Genomic DNA, 17566 nt, shown 5'->3' with positions numbered 1-17566 from the left:
GCCGAGTTCCGTTCCTCTCTCTTTCAGCGCCCGACGACGAGCGCGGAGTTGAAGCCGCCGATGCCGCGCGCCAGCACCAGCGCGGTCTCCAGCCGCGCGCGGCGGGGTCGGGCGTGCAGGTTGATACCGAGACCGGGGTCGGGCGTCACGTTCACGGTCGGCGGGATGATCTGGTCTCGGATGGACAGCAGGGCCGTGGCGACGTCGAGCGCGGCCGAGCCCGTGCCCATCCGGCCGGTCGCCGCTTTCGGCGCCGTCACCGGGACGGTGTGCGCTCCGAAAACCTCCACCAGCGCGGCAGCTTCGGAACAGTCCCGGTCGCGAACGCCCGCGGCATCGGCGAACACCACGTCGACGTCGGCAGGCACGCGGCCGGCGGTGCGCAACGCGGTCGTGATGGCGCGCACCAGCCCGGCGGAGGCGGGGTCGCCGGCGCCGTCGACGGTCGCACCGTGCCCCAGGACCACGCCGTAGCCATCGTGGCTACCGGACTCGAGGACGAGGTGGGCTCCGCCCTCGCCGTGCACCCAGCCCGACGCGCGCTCGTCGAAGGGCAGGTAGGCCCGCCTCGCGTCGCTGTGGCCGGAGGTCAGCCCCGTGGACGTCTGAGCCACCCGGCCCCACGGGCACATGGCGCTGTCCACGGCACCCGTGAGGACGGCGTGGTTGCCGCGGTCCAGCCGACGCGCCGCGCCGGCGATGGCGTCGAGCCCGCCCGCGTCGTCGGCGACGATGACACCGCTGTGACCGCGGTACCCGTGACGAATCGAGATCTGGCCGGTGTTGACGGCGTAGAACCAGGCGTACGACTGGTGCGTGCTGACGAACTTCGGGCCCTTGCTCCACAGGTTCTGCAGCTCGCGCTGGCCGAAGGCGTAGCCGCCCGCGCTGGCGGAGGTGACGACTCCGATGCCGTCCGGGTCGTGGTTGGCGACGTCGATACCGCTGTCCTCCACCGCGCCCTCCGCGGTGACCAGGGAAAGCTGGGTCATCCGGTCTGTGGCGGGCAGCAGCCGGCTGGGGAGGACGTCGGGGGTGAACCCGGCGATCTCGCCGCTGATCGGGTTGCCCAGCCTGGCGGAGTCGAAGCCCTTCGTCGGTCCGAGCCCGCTGACCCCGTCGAGCAGCGCGACCCAGTGCTGCTCTCGCGACAGCCCGATGGGGGACACGACTTCGAGGCCGGTGACCGCGACGGTCATGACAGCACCGCCGGGTCGGTCAAGACCATGGCGCTCTGGAACCCCCCGAAGCCGCTGCCGGTCGTCAGGACCGCGTTGGTCGGCTGGCGACGGGAGCGGACCGGCACGTAGTCGAGGTCCAGGTCGGGATCCTGGGCGGTCAGGTTGGCCGTCGGCGGGATCCGGTCGTGGCGGATGGCCAGCGCGCACGCCGCGATCTCGATGGAGCCGATCGCGCCCAGCGAATGCCCGACCATGGACTTGATCGAGCTGATGGGGACCTTGTATGCGGCGTCGCCGAGGCCGGCCTTCAACGCGGCCGTCTCGTGCCGGTCGTTCTGCTTGGTGCCGCTGCCGTGGGCGTTGACGTAGTCGAGCCCGGTCGCCTCGATGCCGGACTGGGCGAGCGCCGACGTAACGGCGAGCGCGAGCTCCCGCCCGTCCGGCGTGAGCCCGGTCATGTGATAGGCGTTGCCACGGCTGGCGTAGCCCTTGATTTCCGCGTACACGGTCGCCCCGCGTGCGGCCACGGACTCTTCGGACTCCAGCACGAACATGGCGCTTCCCTCGCCCAGCACGAATCCCGCCCGCGAGCAGTCGAACGGCCGTGACGCGGTCGACGGGGTGTCGTTGTAGGTCGACGTCGCCTTGATCGCGTCGAAGCACGCCACCGTGATCGGCGCGATCGGCGCGTCGGTCGCACCGGTGACGGCGCAGTCGAGGACCCCGTCCTGGATGAGCTCCCAGGCGTGGCCGACCGCGTCGATGCCCGACGTGCAGCCGGTGGAGACCACCCCGCTTTGGCCGGTGAGGCCGTGGTCACGCGCGATCTCGGCGGCGAACGAGCTCGGCACGAAGTACGAGTAGAGGCTCGCCGGCCCGTGCGGCAGGACGTCCCACAGCTCTCCGTCCCGGCTGAGCGTGCGGTAGACCTGCTCGAGCCGGGTCGTGGCACCGACCGCGGACCCGACGATGGCGCCCGCGCGGTGAGGCGGGCAGCTGCCGGCCCAGCCCGCGTCCTCCACCGCTTCCCGTGCCGCGGCGAGGGCGAACTGCGCGGCGCGGTCGAGCGTCGACGCCTGCCGGTCGGTGAGACCGTGAGCGAGCGGGTCGAAGTCCACTTCGGCGGCGACTCGCGACCGGAACGGGGTCGGGTCGCACAAGCTCATCGTCCGGGTGGCCGTGCGGCCTTCGCTGAGCAGGGACCAGAACCGGTCGGCGCCCACGGCCCCCGGCGCGACCACCCCGATGCCGGTGAGGAACACACGGCGTCTCATTCCTTTGCCTCCCAGTGGTAGAAGCGCTCCGCGATGGCGTCCTTCGGGGATTGCCAGCCGGGGTCGTAAGGATCGATGAACGGCCGGAGGTCCTTGCTGACCTGGACGAAGCGGGGGTCGGCCTTCGCGGCCTCGATGTTTTCCCCGCCCGCGACCTCCTCGAAGTCCTGCACGTGGAAGTACAGGCCGTGGAACCGGAAGAGCTCGCGGCGCCGGGTGCCCATGCGGTGCGGCAGGTCGCTCTCGTCGAAGTCGGTGAAGATCTCGGCCACGGATCCGGCGTGGCCGGTCTCCATCCTGGCGACGATGAGGGTGCTGAACATGGTCACGAACCTCCGAGTGTCGCGGCTGGTGTCCCAACCCAGGTGGCGAGGTGCTGCCGCAGCTCGTGGGGCTGCGATCCCATCCACGCGATGTGCCCGTCGGGCCTGACGAGTACTGCCTCGGCAGCCGCGAGACCGTGTTCGGCCGCACGGACACGCGCTCGCACCTGGCGCAGATGCGGTTCCCAGCGAGCTGCCTCTTCCGCCAGGGAACTGTTGTGGTGCAATGAGAACAGGATGGCGGTACCGTGGCGAAGCTCCTCGAGTCCGTCTCGGGGAGCGCCTTCCAGCTCCAGGACACCGGGAGGCAACCGGGTCCCGACGAGCGGCTGTGCCTCTCCACCGGGAAGGCTGTACCGGACGTCGACACCGCTGACGCTGTCGGCGAGTACCGACGCGACACCCGGAACGGAGATCAGCTCCGCGATCACCTCGCGCAGCGGGTCGACTTCGGGTCCGCGGAGGAACAGCTGTCCCTGCGCCGCCGTGTTGCGCAACAGGCGCTGTGCCACGGGGCGTCGTTCGGACTCGTACGTGTCGAGCAGCTCGACGGGTGCGCGGCCCTGGACGACGGCGGCGAGCTTCCAGCCGAGGTTGACCACGTCCTGGATGGACACGTTCATCCCCTGCCCCCCGGCCGGCAGGTGGGTGTGCGCGCTGTCCCCGGCCAGGAGCACGCCGCCACGGCGGTATTCGGTGGCCAGCGCGGATGCGTCGGTGAAGGAGCTTGCCCACAGGCACGTTCCGCCGAGCGGCTCCCCCACGACGTTCCGGTACGCCGCCCGGACCTCCAGGTCGGTCACCGGCTCGTCACCGGAGACGACGGGCCTGCTGAAGTCGCACACGATCACGCGGTCGGTCCCGTCGCCGAGGGGAGCCGACATGACCATCCCGCCGCGGTGTTTGACCCCGAAGGGACGGTCGGGCAGGCCGCTGTCGCGCAAGTCGGCGAGGACCATCTGCACCGACGGCCCGGTCGTCTCCGAGCCGATCCCGGCACAGCACCTGACCCGGCTGCGGGCGCCGTCGCATCCGACGATGAAGCGCGATGTCACCTCTTGCGCACCGCCCGGTCCCTCGACTAGGCACGCGTACCCTTCGCCGGTCGGGTGGAAGGAGCGGAAGCTCCACGGTCTGGCGGCGACCACACCGAGGTCGCCCGCCCACCCGGCCAGGGCCGCCTCCGTGCGGGACTGGGGGTAGGTGTTGGCCGGCCGCAACGGGCTGGACACGTGCCTGCCGTCGATGAGGAGGCCCGCGAAGTGCACGGCCGGTTGCCGGGCCATCCCGCGAAACCGGTCCACTATGCCGCGCTGGGCGAAGATCTCCAAGGTGCGGACGGTGAAGCCCAGCGCCCGCGACTGCCCGGTCGGCCGGTCGAGAGCGTCGATCAGGAGCGGCTGGACACCTGCCAGGGCGAGTTCCCCGGCCAGCATCAACCCGGTCGGGCCGGCGCCGACGACGAGGACCGGCACTTCGGCGGGGAGCACGGTGTGTCCTGTCATGCCATCCACTGTCCGCGACTTCCGGCACCCGCTGTAGTGCGCTGGGGTGCACAGACAGGGGATATCGATGCCATCGCTGGGGGAAGCGACACGCGGGTACCCATCCCGTTCCGCTAGGCCCGAACATCCGCGCCGTGACAAAGACTTCGCCCCCGCAGCAGGAAGGCTGCGGGGGCGAAGTGTCCACAGTGGAGTAAGGGCGGCTCACTCGCCTCGGAGCGCCGCGGCCAGATGGCTCCCGGTCAACGAGTCCGCGCACCCGGCCAGGTCGGCGGGTGTGCCGGTGAAGACCACCCGGCCGCCGTCAGCCCCGGCACCGGGCCCGAGATCGACGACCCAGTCCGCGGCCGCGACGACGTCGAGATCGTGCTCGATGACCACGACCGTGCTGCCCGCGTCGACGAGCTTGTCGAGGAGAACCAGCAACCGCGAGACGTCCCGGCGGTGAAGGCCGGCCGTCGGTTCGTCCACGACGTACACGGCGGCGGGTTCGGCCAGCTCGATGGCCAGCTTGAGCCGCTGCCGCTCGCCGCCGGAGAGCGTGGAAAGCGGCTGACCGAGGCTGAGGTAGCCGAGCCCGACCTCGGCGAGCAGGCCGAGCGTCGTGGCGATCGCCTGGTCGGACCGGAAGAACGACGCCGCCTCGTCGATCGACATCGCCAGCACATCGGCGATGCTCTTGCCGCGGAGGCGATGTTCGAGCACTTCGGCGCGAAACCGGCTTCCGCCGCACTCTTCACACGTGGTCTCGATGACGTCGCCGCGACCCAGTTCGACCGGGATGACGCCCACTCCCTTGCAGTTCTCGCACCCTCCCTTGGAGTTCGGGGAGAAGGAGCTGACGGGTTCGCCGCTGGCGTCGGCGAACTGCTTGCGGATCGGGTCCAGGACGCCCACCCAGCTGGCGGGCAGGCTGCGTCGGCTGCCGCGCGGAAGGTCCTGGTCGACGATGACGGCGTCCGGCACGACGCGGGGCAAGGCCGATCGCGCCAGCGAGCTCTTTCCGGCCCCCGCGACACCGGTGACAGCGGTCAGGACGCCCGCCGGGATCTGCACCGAAATGTTCCGGAGGTTGTTGTCTTCGGCGTCGTCGACCTTGATCCAGTCGACCGCCGTGCGCGGGTCCCGTGTCTCGATCCGCCGCCGCAGGGCCTCCGACGTGGGTCCGTCGCTGTCCCGCAGCCCGGACGGCGCACCGGCGTAAACGATCCGCCCACCGCCTGAACCGGCGTCGGGCCCGAGGTCCACGACGTGGTCGGCGACGCCGAGCACCTGGTAGTCGTGCTCCACGACGAAGACCGTGTTGCCCTGCTCGCGGAGTTCGACGAGGCGGTCGAGCACTCGGTCGACGTCGTGCGGGTGCAGCCCGATGGTGGGCTCGTCGAAGACGTAGGTGAGGTCGGTGAGCGACGAGCCGAGGTGGCGGACCATCTTGAGCCGCTGGGACTCACCGCCGGACAGGCTCGCGGTGCGGCGCGAGAGCGTCAGGTACCCGAGCCCCAGCTCGGCCATGGTCTGCACCCCGGCCAGCAGCCGCGGCAGCGGGCCCGCGGCCGCCGGCCAGGTGCCCAGCTCCACCGCGAGGTCCTTGACCTCGAGTGCGCACAGCTCGGCGATCGTGTGACCGTTGAGGGTGACCGAGCGGCCCGCCTCGGCCAGTCGCGATCCCCCGCACTCCGGGCAGTCCGCCCGCACCGCGATCCGGTCGACGGCTTCCCGGATGTGCGCCTGCAGGGAGTCGCGCTCCTTCGCCAGGTAGAGCCGGCGCAGCTTGGGGAGCAGGCCTTCGTACTTGGTCTTCATCGTGCGGTTGACGATCGTGGCCTCCTCGAGCTCGAGGAGGTTGTGCAGCTCGGTCTTGGTGTAGTCCCGGATGTTCTTGTCCGGGTCGAAGAAGCCGGAGTCGATGACGATCGTCCAGAAGTTCGAACCGACCGCGAACGTCGGGAACCGGATCGCGCCTTCGTTGAGCGACTTGCTGCCGTCGAGCAGCCGCCGGGGGTCGACGTCGGCGTAGAAGCCGGTACCGCGGCACTTCGGGCACATTCCGGCGGGATCGTTGAACGAGAAGTGGGACGGCGAGTGGAGGGTGGGCGTCCCGTACCGCGCGAACAACGAGCGGAGCTTGCCGTACGTGTCGGTCGCGGTGCCGACGGTGGAGCGGGGGTCGGCACCGAGCCGGCGCTGATCGACGACGACCACCGGGGCCAAGCCGGTCAGGTCGTCGACGTCGGGCCTGGTCGTGGTGGGCAGCAGACCCTGCAAGAACGCGGGCTGGGTCTCGTTGAACAGGCGCTGCGACTCGCCGGCGATCGTGCTCAAGACCAGCGAGCTCTTGCCGGAGCCGGAGACTCCGGTGAAGACCGTCAGCGACTTCTTGGCCAGCGTGATCGAGACGTTCTTGAGGTTGTGGGTCCGTGCACCCTTCACGACGATCTGATCGTGCTGGCGACGCTGAGCGGACATCTATTTCTCCAGGGGGTCGGACAGTTCGGCGCCGACGATGGTCAACGCGTTCATGGGGCACGAGCGGACCGAGCGCGAGACGGAGGCACGCGTGTCGGGGCCGGTGCCCGGCCGCAGGCGAAGGAGCTGGTCGGCCGCTGCGAACACGCGAGCCGAAAGCCCGTCGCACTGGCGGTGCAGCTCGCAGCGCCGCGCGTCACCGGCCACGACGATCGGCGCGTCCTCGGGTGGCTCAGGCACGGAAGGTGACGTCCATCCGCTCGATGCCGCGGATGGTGTTGTGCAGGCGCCAGCGCGGCTCCCCCACCTCGATCCGGCCGACGCGTCGCACCAAGGCGGCCAGGAGGCTCTGGCCTTCGAGCCGCGACAGCGCCTGACCTACGCAAGCGTGGATGCCGTGGCCGAAGCCGACGTGCTGCGCCGCGCCGGGCCGGGCGACGTCGAAGTCCTCCGGCGAGTCCCAGAACCGCTCGTCACGGTTCGCGGACCCGAACAGCAACAGGACACGCGAGCCGCGCGCGAGCGGGACTCCGCCGAGCTCGGTGTCCGCGGCCACGTACCGGGTGAAGCCGCGCAAGGGCGACTCGACGCGGATGATCTCATTGAAGGCCGACGGGATCAGTTCGGGCCGTTCCTTCAAAGCGCGCCACTGGCCAGGGTGTGTACCCAGCAACCACAGCATGCTCGACAGCGCGCTGACCGAGGTGTCCATCGACGGTGCGAGGAAGTCTCCGAGCAACCCTGGCAGCAGGTGCTCGTCGATCCTGCCCGCCCTGGCGTCGGCGACGAGTTCGGCGCCCCAGCTGCCCGGCCGGAGGTTGCCCGGTTGCGACATGCGGTGCAGGAATCCCGCCATCTCCTGCAGGTGCGGCAAACCGGCCCGGGTGCGGTCGTTGAACGGCCCGAACGCGTTGAACCCGGCGCTGGCCCAGTGCAGCAGCCGCTCCTTGCCCTCGTCCTCGGGCCATCCGAGCAGGTCCGGCACGACCGCGATCGGGAACGCCTGCGCGAAGTCCCTGACCGCTTCGAAGGAGCCCTTCTCGGCGAGTTCGCGCACGATCCGGTCGGCCCAGGACTCGACGAACTCGTGGATGGCGACCAGGGTGCGCGGCTTGAGGTGGCGCGCGACCAGCCCCCGCACGTGCGCGTGGTAGGGCGGGTCGCTGGTGAAGCTGCTGCCCTTCTGCGCTTTGTTCAAGGTGTCGGTGAGGCCGACTCCTTCACCGGAAACGAAGACATCGTGCTGGTGCAGCGCGTCCGTCACCTCGGAGTACCGGGCCGCGCAGAAGACTTCGTGGGCGTCCAGGTAGCTGAGCGGTCCCAGGTCCCTGAGCTCACGGTAGACGGGGTAGGGGTCCGCGATCGAAGCGTCGCTGTAGGGGTCGATGCCGGTGGCCGGGATGGTCAGCATGCCGGCACCGCTTTCGACGACGCGGCGACGACTTGCTCGACCTGCGCCACGACACCCGCTGCGGTTCGCGCGGTGAGGGCGTCGTCGGCCAGTTCCCGGGCCCGGAGCGCGTACCGCGGATCGGAAAGCATTTCCGCCGTCACCCGCGCCACCGCGGCCGGACTCCCCTCCTCGCGGTACAGACTGCGCGCCGAGCCCTGGTCGGTGAGCCGGCGCAGCGTGGGCACGAACGCCGCGAACGGGTTGAGCAGCAACTGCGGGGTGGCGGTGTTGATCGCGTTGATCGCGGTCAGGCCGCCGGCCGGGTGGATCAGCACATCACAGGCCGGGAGGATGAACTCCAGCGGAATCCACCCCGCACGCACCGCCGGGAAACGTTCACGGATGGCGTCGGCTTTCTCCTCGCCGATGGCGACGACGATCTCCGGGCCCGTGCCGACCAGCGCGGCGAGCAGGTCGAGCACCCGGTTCATCACGCGGGGATCGGCGTAGCGGAAGCTGCCCATGGTCAAGCAGATCCGCCCGTTGTCGGGAGAGTGGAGCATCCAGTCCTCGACGCGGCACGGCCTGTTGTGGGGCGTCCACCGCATGGTCACCGCGCTGGTCCGAGCGAGGCTCGGCGGGCAGATGTCGATCTGCAGGTCCGGTTCGGGCAGGTCGGTGCAGCCCAGCTCGGCGAGGTGATCGGCCATTTCTTCGGTGACGTACTGCTCGTAGCCGTGGATGTCGAACACGTCCCACGACTGACGCACGAACGGCACACCGAGGTAGCGGGCGGCCACCTCGGCCCCGTGTCCCAGGGTGCCGGCGACCAGGACGTCGGCGCCCCAGAGCCGGGCCACGTGGACCAGGTCGTCCACGACGTGGGAGCCCTGCCGGCCGAACCAGTGCCCGAGGTAGGGCATCTCCAGGTCCGGCTCGTGGGGGTATTCGATGGCGGGGCGGCCGTCGGTCGCGGCCTTGATGCTTTCGGTCGTGTGGCCACGCGCGACCACGACCGGCGGAAGGCCGACGCCGAGCACGGCCGGCGACATCTCCTCGAAGGAGGCGACGAGCACCTCGTGACCGGCGGCGCGTAGTGCCGAAGCGAGCGGTGCGATGGCGAAAGCGCTGGCCGGACTCGTCCCGGCAGCGTAGAACAAAGCCTTCACCGTGCGGCCCTCCGCGCGGCGTCGCGCTCGGCGAAGTAGGCCTCGTTCACGCCGACGGTCTCGAAGGCGATCTCGGCTAGCCCGCTGGTGATCAGCAGCGTCGATCGCAGGGCGCGCACGAGGTCGAGGTAGATCTCCAGCTCGCCGAAGGACATCACGAAGAAGCTTTCGGCGTCCCGGGCGCAACGGATCGCGCGGACCGGGGTGATGGAGCCGCCCGCCTTCACGAACTCGCCGATCGCGGGGAAGACGTGTTCGTGCTCGAAATCGATGCGGTCGTCCGGCGAAAGCTCGTACCAGGGCTTGAAGTAGTTGACCACCATGACGGCAGTGAAGTTCACGGACCCTCCTCTGGTGTGGTGACGGCCGGCCCTCAGGACTCGGCGTCGGCGCGTTCGGCGTGCAGGTGCCAGATGGTCGTGACGACGCATCCGTCGGCGTCGACGCTGATCCGGGAGAGGTTCTGCGTCGGCGCTTCGACTTCGAAGGTGCGCGGGTCGACCATCTGCGCGACCGCCTCGACGGGCAGCGAACTCGAGTACCGGGCCGAGGAGATCGTGTGGATGGTCCAGTCCGCGCCGAAGACGCGCCTCAGCTCCGAGGCCGAAACCCGTCGGGGGCCGGGGAAGTCCGGCGTGAGCTCTTCGGCGAAGGCGTACAGGTGCAGGGTCGTGCCCTTGCTGCTGATCGACTTCAGCAGGTCGACGTACGTTCCGACGTCAGCTTCCGGAATGGTGTGGAAGAACGCGCTGTCGAGGATCGAGTCGTAGCGGACGCCGGCCGCGGCCAGGTCGAAGGCGTCGCACGCCTCGAACGCGACGTCGATGCCGGTCCGCTCCGCCTTCTCGCGGGCGCAGTCGACGGCTACCTGGGAGATGTCGACACCGGTGACACGCAGGCCGGTCGACGCGAGGTAGAGAGCGTTGTCGCCCAGGCCGCAACCGAGGTCCAGCACGTGACCCCGGAACCCGCCGGCGTCGCAGAGCTCGCGCACCGCGGGCTGCGGACCGCGGATGTTCCACGGGAGGAGCGGGCCTACCTTCTCACCGTCGTCGTAGAGCTTTTCGAAGGGAATGTGTCCGGTGGACGTCATGGGGTCGGCGACCTCTCACAGTTCGATGGACAGGGAATGGTGGAAGACGTCATGCGGATCCCAGGCTCGTTTGGCCCGTCGCAGGCGCTCGTAGTTGGCGCCGTAGTAGAGGTCGTGCCAGGTCGCCGTCGAACGGTTGTGGCGCGCGTCCTTCAGGTCGACGTCGGGGTAGTTGATGTAGCAGCCGTCGGTCGCGGCGCCGCTCACCGGGACACCGCCGGTCGCGGCGAAGAACTCTTCGTAAGCAGCACGCAACCAGCCGATCTGCAGGTCGTCCTGCGCGGGATCCAGCCAAGCGGTGAACCAGGACGACTTCGCGGTCGAGTCGCGCTGGGGCGACGCAGTGGCGGCGCTGCCGCGGCGGTTGATCTCACCGCCGTAGCTGTTGACCATCACGTAGGACGCCTGCCCCGGGTGGTCGCTGGTGAGGTGCCGGTAGAGGACCGCGAGCTGGTCGCCGGTCGGGGCGGACCGGTGGTAGGCCGACTTGGACGCGGACCGCGCGCCCATGACATCACCGCAGTCGGCCTGGCTCATGTAGCGGGTGCCGGTCAGCCAGGTCATCAACCCGCCCCGGGGGATCCCGAAGACCGCCGTGCCCTCCGTGAGGCCCGCCACGAACTCGGCGAGGATCGCCCCGCCGACGTCGATGTCAGCATCGGACTGGACCATGAGCTGGAGGAACTGCGCGGACTTGTGGTGGAGGAAGAACGTCGCGAACAGCGAGGCTTCCGGCGTGCCGGCGCGGTCGTGTTCTTCGTGCCAGGCGAAGAACCGGCCCACGAGCGTGGCGAAGGTGGCCTCGTCCAGCATCGCCCAGGGGTAGATGATCTTCTGGACGTTGAGCCCGCCGGCCGCCTTCGGGAGGATGCGCCCCCCGCTGCGCAGGTGAGCGGGGCTGCGGAACTCGTAGGCCGTCACGATCCCGAAATTGCCGCCGCCGCCTCCGGTGTGAGCCCAGAACAGCTCCCCCAGTTCACCGTCGTCGTCGGCCCGCGCGGTGACGGCACGCACCTTCCGGCCCTCGTCGACGACGGCGATCTCGACCGCCGCGAGGTGGTCGGCGACCAGTCCGAGCTGACGGGACAGCGGCCCGTACCCTCCGCCCGCGACGAGGCCGCCCATGCCGACCGCCGAACAGGCCCCCAGGGGCAACGCCGTTCCCCAGTCGCGAAAGAGCGCCTTCTGGACCTCGCCCACGGTGGCGCCCGGCTCGACGCGGATCCGCTGCCCGTCGTCGGTAGCGGCGATCCGGTTGAGCCCGCACAGGTCGAGTACGAGATTGCGCCGCGGCGCGCCGATGAAGTCCTCGCCGCAATGACCTCCCGACCGGCACGACACTTCGAGGCGGTCGTCGACCGCGTCCTGGAGCGCCGCGACGACCTGGTGCCCTTTGCGCGGCAGCACGAACCGGTCGGGCACGATCGCGAACCGGTGGTTGTCGGAGTGGGTCAGCTCGGCCCAGCGGCTGTCGCCGGGCACGATCTCTCGCACCGCTTTCCCCGGCGGAGCCGGCTTGGTCATCGGAGCGCTCATCGGGAAGCCTCGGCGAGCGAGCGGGAGAAGACGACGTCGTAGGTGTTGGACTCGTGTGAGGTCAGCAGTGCTTTGGCGCGGCGACGCATGGCCTGGTCGTGCAGGGGCCGCTCGGTCTCCGGCATCGAGTGGAACCGCTCGTAGGACGCGCGATCGTTCCACTGGGCGTAGTTGACGACCAGCTGCCCGTCGAGGCTGCGCAGGATGCTGTGCGAGCGATAGCCGGCTTGCTGACGCGTCCATTCGTCCGGCCGGCCGAGCAGGCCGACCAGCTCGGCCTGCTCGGCGGGCTCGCAGCCGAGCAGGCCGATCACGGTGAAGGCGTCCTCGTCGGGACCGATGACCACGTCTTGGCCCTCGGCCGACTGAACGGTGACCACCTCGGTCTTCAGCAGCTGGACCGTGGTGGTCAGTTCGGTGAAGTAGGGCACGGTGTTGTGCTTGAAGTTCTCGCCCTCGTACCGCTCACGCAAGTCCTCGGGCGAGCGCCATTGGATGTAGTTGGCCGCGCACGGCCGGCCGATCCCGGCGTGCAGCGTGGAGGACCGCCAGCCCGGGTAGTTGGCGTGCTCGATGATGCCGCGCATCGCGTCGAGCAGCGTGGCCTGCTTCCCGAAGTCGTTGGTGTTGAACATGTTGAACACGGTCAGCGCGCCGTTGTCCGGCGAAATCGTCGGCATGGTGTTCCCCTCAGTCGGTCTTCGTGGCCCGGACGACCGACTGGAGCCCGGCCCGGTCGATTGCGGTCAGAGTCAGGCCGAATTCGGCGAGCAGGTCGCGGAACTCCCCGACGGTGCGCTGCTTCCCTTCGCAGAGGGCGAGCATGTCCATGTCCATCAGCGCGATGGCTTCGTCGAACCGGTCGTCGACCCCCGCCACCGCCTCGACGATCGCGATCTGGTGGCCGGGTGACATCGCGGACGAGATCGACCCGAGGATGGCCCGGGTGCGATCGTCATCCCAGTCGTGGAGCACGTTGGAGATGACGAACAGGTCGCTGCCGGACGGAACGCTGTCGAAGAACGAGCCGGCGATGATCGTGACGCGGTCGGCGACGCCCGCGGAGCGCAGGACGTCCGGGGCGAGCGAGACCACGTCCGCCTGATCGAAGAGCACCCCTCGCAGGTGCGGCGCGCTCTTCAGGATCGCCGCGAGCAGGGCGCCGCGACCACCGCCGACGTCGGTGACCGAGCTGAACGAGGTCAAGTCGAGCACACCGACCACCGGGCCGATGACGTTGCGCGACAGCTCGGTCATGGCGGCGTCGAAGACGGCGGCGTCCGCGGGACGGGTCTGCAGGAACTCCCACACGTCGGTCCCGTGGATGGCCGGGAACGGTGACCGTCCCGTCCGGACCGCGGTGTGCAGCTGGGACCAGGTCGTCCGATCGGCGGTCGAGCCGCACCAGCGGGCGAAATTGCGCATCGAGCCGGGTGACTCCGACAGGAGTGTCCGGCCGAGCTCGCTCAACGACACGGTGCCGTCCGCGCCGGCGTCCAAGAGGCCGACGGCGGCCGCGGCCGTGCAGAACCTGGTGCACGTCGAATTCGCGAGCCCGAGGTGCCGGGCGATGCTCGCCGGCGTCAGCTTCTCGTCCCGCAGGGCGTCGGCCACGCCCAGTTCGGCGAAGGCGCTGACGACCCCGGCCCGCCAGTTGCCCATGACGAGGTCGAGCAGGCGGGCGGCCGCGGGCACAGTCGGCGGCGGTGTCAGCGTGTCGTGGGTGCTGGTCATCGATAATCCTCCGGACGGATGAACCGATACGGTCCCGGTTTGGTAGAGATCGTCGTCGGCGTGGCGCCCGGGCGACAGGTATGTCGGCGGGACTCCGGCGGGAAGGTGAGACGCGCGGCGGACCGGGCCGTCGGCCCGCCGCGTGTGACAGCGCCTTAACCGTTGGACTCGATCGCGGTGCTCCCGGGTGTGGCCGGCTCGGCGGTCTCGGCTCGCTCGGGTGCGCCCGGCTTTCCGGGAATCAGGAAGGTCGCGAAGAGCCCGAGGAGCAGGAGCGCGGCGCACAGATAGCTGTTGACCTGCACCGCGTAGGTCATGGCCTGGCGAGCCGCAACGGCCGCTGCTTCGGTCGCGGGGTTCGCCGCCAGCCCGGAAATGGCGGCGCCGGCGCTGTCCGCGACCGCTCCGGCGACGCGGTCGGTGTCGGCGAATCCCGCCGCCCGCAACCGGTCCGCGGTGTCGGACCCGAGGATGCCGAAGAAGGCGGTGGTCAGGATCGCGATACCGAGCGCCGACCCCAGCTGGCGCGCCGCGCTCTGGATGCCCGAACCCTGCCCGGCCTTCCGGGGCGGCACGTCGGCCAGGACCACGTTGGTGACCTGGGCGGTCGCGAAGCCCACACCCGTCCCGTACAGGAACAGCCCGATGGCTATGACGAACCATCCGGAGTCGTCGCGGACGAGCAGGCCGAGGAGTGCGAGACCGACGATTTCCAGCACCAGGCCGATCTGCACGAGCCGCACCGGCGGCATCTGCTTCGCCATGCCGACGCTGGCGCCGCTGGCGGTGAAACTGCCGAGCGCCACGACGACGAGCATCAGGCCGGTCTGCAGGGTCGAGTAGCCGAGCGTGAACTGCAGCCACAAGGGCAGCACCGCCAGGATGCCGAACTCGGCAAGGCCGATGATGACCGTGGCCAGGTTGCCCGACCAGAACGACCCGATGGCGAACAAGGCCGTGTCCATCAGGGGTTCGGCCGTCGCGGAGCGGGCGAGCTGCCGCTGGCGGAGCACGAACAGGGTCAGTGAGATCACGGCGATCGCCAACGCGACGGGAACGACCGACAGCGAGCCCAGGGAGATGCCGAGCGGCCCGCTCGACCGGGTCGACTCCCACCAGCCGTAATTGCGGCCCTCCACCAGGCCGAACGCGAGCAGCCCCAGCCCCAGCACCGACAGGACGACGCTCGGCACCTCGAGACTCGCCGGCTGCGCCGGTGACGGCGCGAGGTACCGCAGGACTCCGACGATGATCATGAGGACCACGACGATGTTGATCGCGAATGCCCAGCGCCACGACGCTTCACCGAGCCATCCGCCCAGGAACGGGCCGACCGCGGCGGCGGCGCCGATGGTCGAACCCCAGATCGCGAACGCCTTGCCGCGGTCGCGCCCGTGGAAGGTCGAATTGAGCAGCGCCAGCGACGTCGGCAGGACGATCGCTCCTCCGATGCCCTGGAGCAGCCGCGCCCCGATCAGCATCGCACCGGTCGGCGCCAGCGCGGCCACCACGCTGGCCAGACCGAACACTACGGTGCCGATCAGGAACAGCCGGCGGGCGCCGACGACATCCGAGAGCCGTCCCGCCAGCAGCAGCAAGGCGGCCAGGGTGATCGCGTAGATCTCTTGGACCCACTGAGCTCCCAGTGACGACATTTTCAGGTCGGTCACGATGGGCGGGATGATGACGTTGACGATCGTGAAATCGACGACGACGAGCGACACGCCCAGCGAAATGGCCACGAGGCCGAGCCAGGCATTCCTTGTCGCTGCCGGAGCTGCCGGAGGTGAGGCGGACATGTTTTCTCGATTCGACGTTGTGGTGCGGCTGACTTGCCTGCCGGGTGTTCGGACCGGCGGACCGGCACCGGGTGCCCGGTCCGGGTACACAGTCGCAAGACAACGTGACACCGGATGTCCGCTACTCCTCCTAGCCTCGAATTCATGCCCGACATCGCCAGCCGCACCCTGGCCATCCTGAGCCTGTTGCAAGCGCAGCGTGAATGGTCGGGTGACGTGCTGGCCGCGCGGCTGGGCGTCACCTCCCGCACGATCCGCCGGGACTTCACCCGGCTGCGGGAACTCGGCTACCCCGTCGAAGCCGCACGCGGCCCCGGCGGCCTGTACCGCCTCGCCCCCGGGACGCGGCTGCCTCCCCTCGTCTTCGACGACGAGCAAGCCATCTCGATCGTGCTGGCCCTGCAGACCGCGCCCAGCTCCGTGGTCGGGCTCGACGACGCCGCGGCCCGCGCCCTGCGCACGCTGAAGGACCTCATGCCACCGCGCCTGGCCCGCAGGTTGCAGACCTTCGAGGTCCATCAAATCGACAACGCGTGGGATCTCGCCCCGCCCAAGGTCCCCTCGGGAATGTTGACGTGCTTGAGCACCGCAGCGCAGCAGCTGCAGCTCGTGAGCTTCTCCTACCGCGCCTGTTCGGGTGACGCGGCCGAGGACGTCGCGGCTGTCGTCGAGCCGTACAAGCTCGTGGTCTGGTCGGGCCGCTGGTACTTCATCGGGTACGACCAGCGCGAACGGTCGTGGCTCTCCTACCGGCTCGACCGGGTGGAGAACCTCCACGTGCCGGGCTGGCGGTTCACTCCCCGGCAGTTCCCCGCCGACGACGTGACGGCGTTCATCCAGCTGCAGCCGGACCGGGGCGACGATTCCGACGCCTGGCCGTGCCGCGGCACGGTGCGCATGGACTGCCCGGTCGAGCTCGTGGCGAAATGGGCCCCCGGCGGGGCGAACTTGGCGGCGATCGACGAGTCGACCACGCGGATCACGATGGGTGCGTGGTCCTGGGCCGGGCTACTCGGGCTGCTGTGCACCTTCAGCTGCGACTTCGTGATCGAGGGCCCTCCGGAGCTCACCGCGGCGGCCGGCGAGATGTCCCGCCGCCTCGCCAGAAGTGCCAAAACCGGACCGGTCAGGAGCTGACACGCGCATGTTCGATCCCCTCGGCCGAACCGTCACCGTCATCGGCGCGAACGGCTTCCTCGGCACACCACTGGTCAACCAGCTCATCCGGCTCGGAGCCACCGTCCGGGCGTTCGACCGCTACTCCACGACACCCAGGCACGAGATGTCCGAGAACACGACCGTCTTCCAGGGCGACTTGATGAGCCGCAGCAGTCTGGCGGCCGCTGTCGCCGGAGCCCAGGACGTGTTCCACTTCCTGTCCGTCACCAGTCCTCGCGACTCAGCACACGATCCGGTCATCGACATCGCAACCAACGTGACGGCCGGCGTGGAGCTGTTCTCGCTCTGCTCCGACGCGGGAGTCGAGCGCGTCCTCTTCGCTTCCTCGGGCGGCACGGTCTACGGAACCTCCGCTCCCCCGCACGGCGAAGAGTGCCCGCGCAGTCCCGTATCGCCGCACGGCATAGGCAAGGTCTCCCTGGAGAACTACCTCCAGTACTTCCACCACCAACGGGGCCTGCCGTCGGTGTCGTTGCGGATCTCCAACCCCTACGGGCCCGGGCAGAAGCCGCGCAAGCTCCAGGGCATCATCCCCATCGCTTTGCGCGCCGCCCGCGACGGCGTGGTCCTGCCGCAGTTCGGCGACGGGAGCATGGTCCGCGACTACTTGTTCGTCGACGACCTGATGACCATGATCCTCAACGTGTGGCGCGGACACCGGCACGACGCCTACAACCTCGGCAGCGGGACCGGCACCGCGTTGCACGAGGTGTTCGAGGTCATCGAGCGCGTCACCGGCCGAACGCTGCTGCTGCGCAACGAGCCGTCCCCGCCGAGCTTCGTCCGTGCCTCCGTTCTCGACACCTCACGCTATGTCGAGGAGTTCGGCGATTCGCGGCGAACGAGCCTCGAAGACGGCATCCGGCGCACGTGGGAAGCCGTCCGCGACGAGACTCTGCCCTGACCCCTTTTTC

Annotated in this window: 16 protein-coding genes; 2 read left to right on the top strand and 14 right to left on the bottom strand. The window is 69.7% G+C overall.

All coding sequences use genetic code 11. From position 1 onward, the window contains the following. Positions 1-23: 23 nt before the first annotated feature. The 14 genes from ACLJQM_RS36610 to ACLJQM_RS36545 all read right to left on the bottom strand — a co-directional run bounded on the left by ACLJQM_RS36610 (position 24) and on the right by ACLJQM_RS36545 (position 15473). Positions 24-1199, bottom strand: a complete 1176-nt coding sequence (locus tag ACLJQM_RS36610; RefSeq protein WP_410634895.1) for a beta-ketoacyl synthase N-terminal-like domain-containing protein — start codon at positions 1197-1199, stop codon at positions 24-26. Next, a complete protein-coding gene (locus ACLJQM_RS36605) occupies positions 1196-2455 on the bottom strand; it encodes a beta-ketoacyl-[acyl-carrier-protein] synthase family protein (RefSeq protein ID WP_410634894.1) in 1260 nt (419 codons plus the stop codon). The genes ACLJQM_RS36610 and ACLJQM_RS36605 overlap by 4 nt, the downstream gene beginning before the upstream one ends. Further along, positions 2452-2778 (bottom strand): TcmI family type II polyketide cyclase, encoded by a 327-nt coding sequence (locus tag ACLJQM_RS36600; RefSeq protein WP_410634892.1) that lies wholly within the window; start codon positions 2776-2778, stop codon positions 2452-2454. The genes ACLJQM_RS36605 and ACLJQM_RS36600 overlap by 4 nt, the downstream gene beginning before the upstream one ends. A gap of 2 nt (positions 2779-2780) precedes the next feature. Beyond that, the gene (locus tag ACLJQM_RS36595; RefSeq protein WP_410634891.1) at positions 2781-4283 is read right to left on the bottom strand and encodes an FAD-dependent monooxygenase; all 1503 of its coding nucleotides are present in this window, start codon (positions 4281-4283) and stop codon (positions 2781-2783) included. A gap of 204 nt (positions 4284-4487) precedes the next feature. Beyond that, on the bottom strand, positions 4488-6749 hold the full coding sequence (locus ACLJQM_RS36590; RefSeq protein ID WP_410634889.1) for an ATP-binding cassette domain-containing protein: 2262 nt from the start codon (positions 6747-6749) through the stop codon (positions 4488-4490). Further along, on the bottom strand, positions 6750-6989 hold the full coding sequence (locus ACLJQM_RS36585) for a hypothetical protein (protein ID WP_410634887.1): 240 nt from the start codon (positions 6987-6989) through the stop codon (positions 6750-6752). After that, entirely contained in the window at positions 6982-8160 is a 1179-nt protein-coding gene (locus tag ACLJQM_RS36580) for a cytochrome P450 (RefSeq protein ID WP_410634886.1), read from the bottom strand. The genes ACLJQM_RS36585 and ACLJQM_RS36580 overlap by 8 nt, the downstream gene beginning before the upstream one ends. Beyond that, on the bottom strand, positions 8154-9311 hold the full coding sequence (locus ACLJQM_RS36575) for a nucleotide disphospho-sugar-binding domain-containing protein (protein ID WP_410634885.1): 1158 nt from the start codon (positions 9309-9311) through the stop codon (positions 8154-8156). Before ACLJQM_RS36575 ends, ACLJQM_RS36580 begins: the two co-directional genes overlap by 7 nt. Further along, positions 9308-9652 (bottom strand): hypothetical protein, encoded by a 345-nt coding sequence (locus tag ACLJQM_RS36570; RefSeq protein ID WP_410634883.1) that lies wholly within the window; start codon positions 9650-9652, stop codon positions 9308-9310. The genes ACLJQM_RS36575 and ACLJQM_RS36570 overlap by 4 nt, the downstream gene beginning before the upstream one ends. Before the next feature lie 32 nt (positions 9653-9684). Next, positions 9685-10404 carry an SAM-dependent methyltransferase gene (locus tag ACLJQM_RS36565; protein ID WP_410634882.1) on the bottom strand — a complete coding sequence of 240 codons (720 nt, stop codon included), beginning with the start codon at positions 10402-10404 and terminating at the stop codon, positions 9685-9687. A 15-nt stretch (positions 10405-10419) separates the two neighbouring features. Continuing rightward, positions 10420-11928 carry an FAD-binding protein gene (locus tag ACLJQM_RS36560; RefSeq protein WP_410634881.1) on the bottom strand — a complete coding sequence of 503 codons (1509 nt, stop codon included), beginning with the start codon at positions 11926-11928 and terminating at the stop codon, positions 10420-10422. An 8-nt stretch (positions 11929-11936) separates the two neighbouring features. Further along, positions 11937-12620, bottom strand: a complete 684-nt coding sequence (locus tag ACLJQM_RS36555) for an antibiotic biosynthesis monooxygenase (RefSeq protein ID WP_410634879.1) — start codon at positions 12618-12620, stop codon at positions 11937-11939. Between the two features lie 10 nt (positions 12621-12630). Next, a complete protein-coding gene (locus ACLJQM_RS36550; protein WP_410634877.1) occupies positions 12631-13674 on the bottom strand; it encodes a methyltransferase in 1044 nt (347 codons plus the stop codon). Positions 13675-13829: 155 nt separating this feature from the next. Continuing rightward, complete coding sequence (locus ACLJQM_RS36545) at positions 13830-15473, bottom strand: MFS transporter (RefSeq protein ID WP_410635063.1); 1644 nt, start codon at positions 15471-15473, stop codon at positions 13830-13832. Between the two features lie 144 nt (positions 15474-15617). On the opposite strand from ACLJQM_RS36545, the gene ACLJQM_RS36540 reads away from it, so the two are divergent. Together ACLJQM_RS36540 and ACLJQM_RS36535 are read left to right on the top strand one after the other, a co-directional pair. Continuing rightward, positions 15618-16610, top strand: a complete 993-nt coding sequence (locus tag ACLJQM_RS36540; protein ID WP_410634875.1) for a helix-turn-helix transcriptional regulator — start codon at positions 15618-15620, stop codon at positions 16608-16610. Positions 16611-16617: 7 nt separating this feature from the next. After that, the gene (locus ACLJQM_RS36535) at positions 16618-17556 is read left to right on the top strand and encodes an NAD-dependent epimerase/dehydratase family protein (protein ID WP_247024993.1); all 939 of its coding nucleotides are present in this window, start codon (positions 16618-16620) and stop codon (positions 17554-17556) included. Positions 17557-17566: the final 10 nt, after the last annotated feature.

The sequence above is a fragment of the Amycolatopsis sp. cmx-4-83 genome (genome assembly GCF_046548815.1).
GTDB lineage: Bacteria > Actinomycetota > Actinomycetes > Mycobacteriales > Pseudonocardiaceae > Amycolatopsis > Amycolatopsis pretoriensis_A.
This window is presented reverse-complemented; position numbering and strand designations above follow the sequence as displayed.

Coding starts and splice junctions, on each gene's coding strand:
- ACLJQM_RS36610 (WP_410634895.1), bottom strand. CDS start 1,199: ATGACCGTCGCGGTCACCGGCCTCGAAGTCGTGTCCCCCATCGGGCTG.
- ACLJQM_RS36605 (WP_410634894.1), bottom strand. CDS start 2,455: ATGAGACGCCGTGTGTTCCTCACCGGCATCGGGGTGGTCGCGCCGGGG.
- ACLJQM_RS36600 (WP_410634892.1), bottom strand. CDS start 2,778: ATGTTCAGCACCCTCATCGTCGCCAGGATGGAGACCGGCCACGCCGGA.
- ACLJQM_RS36595 (WP_410634891.1), bottom strand. CDS start 4,283: ATGACAGGACACACCGTGCTCCCCGCCGAAGTGCCGGTCCTCGTCGTC.
- ACLJQM_RS36590 (WP_410634889.1), bottom strand. CDS start 6,749: ATGTCCGCTCAGCGTCGCCAGCACGATCAGATCGTCGTGAAGGGTGCA.
- ACLJQM_RS36580 (WP_410634886.1), bottom strand. CDS start 8,160: ATGCTGACCATCCCGGCCACCGGCATCGACCCCTACAGCGACGCTTCG.
- ACLJQM_RS36565 (WP_410634882.1), bottom strand. CDS start 10,404: ATGACGTCCACCGGACACATTCCCTTCGAAAAGCTCTACGACGACGGT.
- ACLJQM_RS36560 (WP_410634881.1), bottom strand. CDS start 11,928: ATGACCAAGCCGGCTCCGCCGGGGAAAGCGGTGCGAGAGATCGTGCCC.
- ACLJQM_RS36555 (WP_410634879.1), bottom strand. CDS start 12,620: ATGCCGACGATTTCGCCGGACAACGGCGCGCTGACCGTGTTCAACATG.
- ACLJQM_RS36550 (WP_410634877.1), bottom strand. CDS start 13,674: ATGACCAGCACCCACGACACGCTGACACCGCCGCCGACTGTGCCCGCG.
- ACLJQM_RS36545 (WP_410635063.1), bottom strand. CDS start 15,473: ATGTCCGCCTCACCTCCGGCAGCTCCGGCAGCGACAAGGAATGCCTGG.
- ACLJQM_RS36540 (WP_410634875.1), top strand. CDS start 15,618: ATGCCCGACATCGCCAGCCGCACCCTGGCCATCCTGAGCCTGTTGCAA.
- ACLJQM_RS36535 (WP_247024993.1), top strand. CDS start 16,618: ATGTTCGATCCCCTCGGCCGAACCGTCACCGTCATCGGCGCGAACGGC.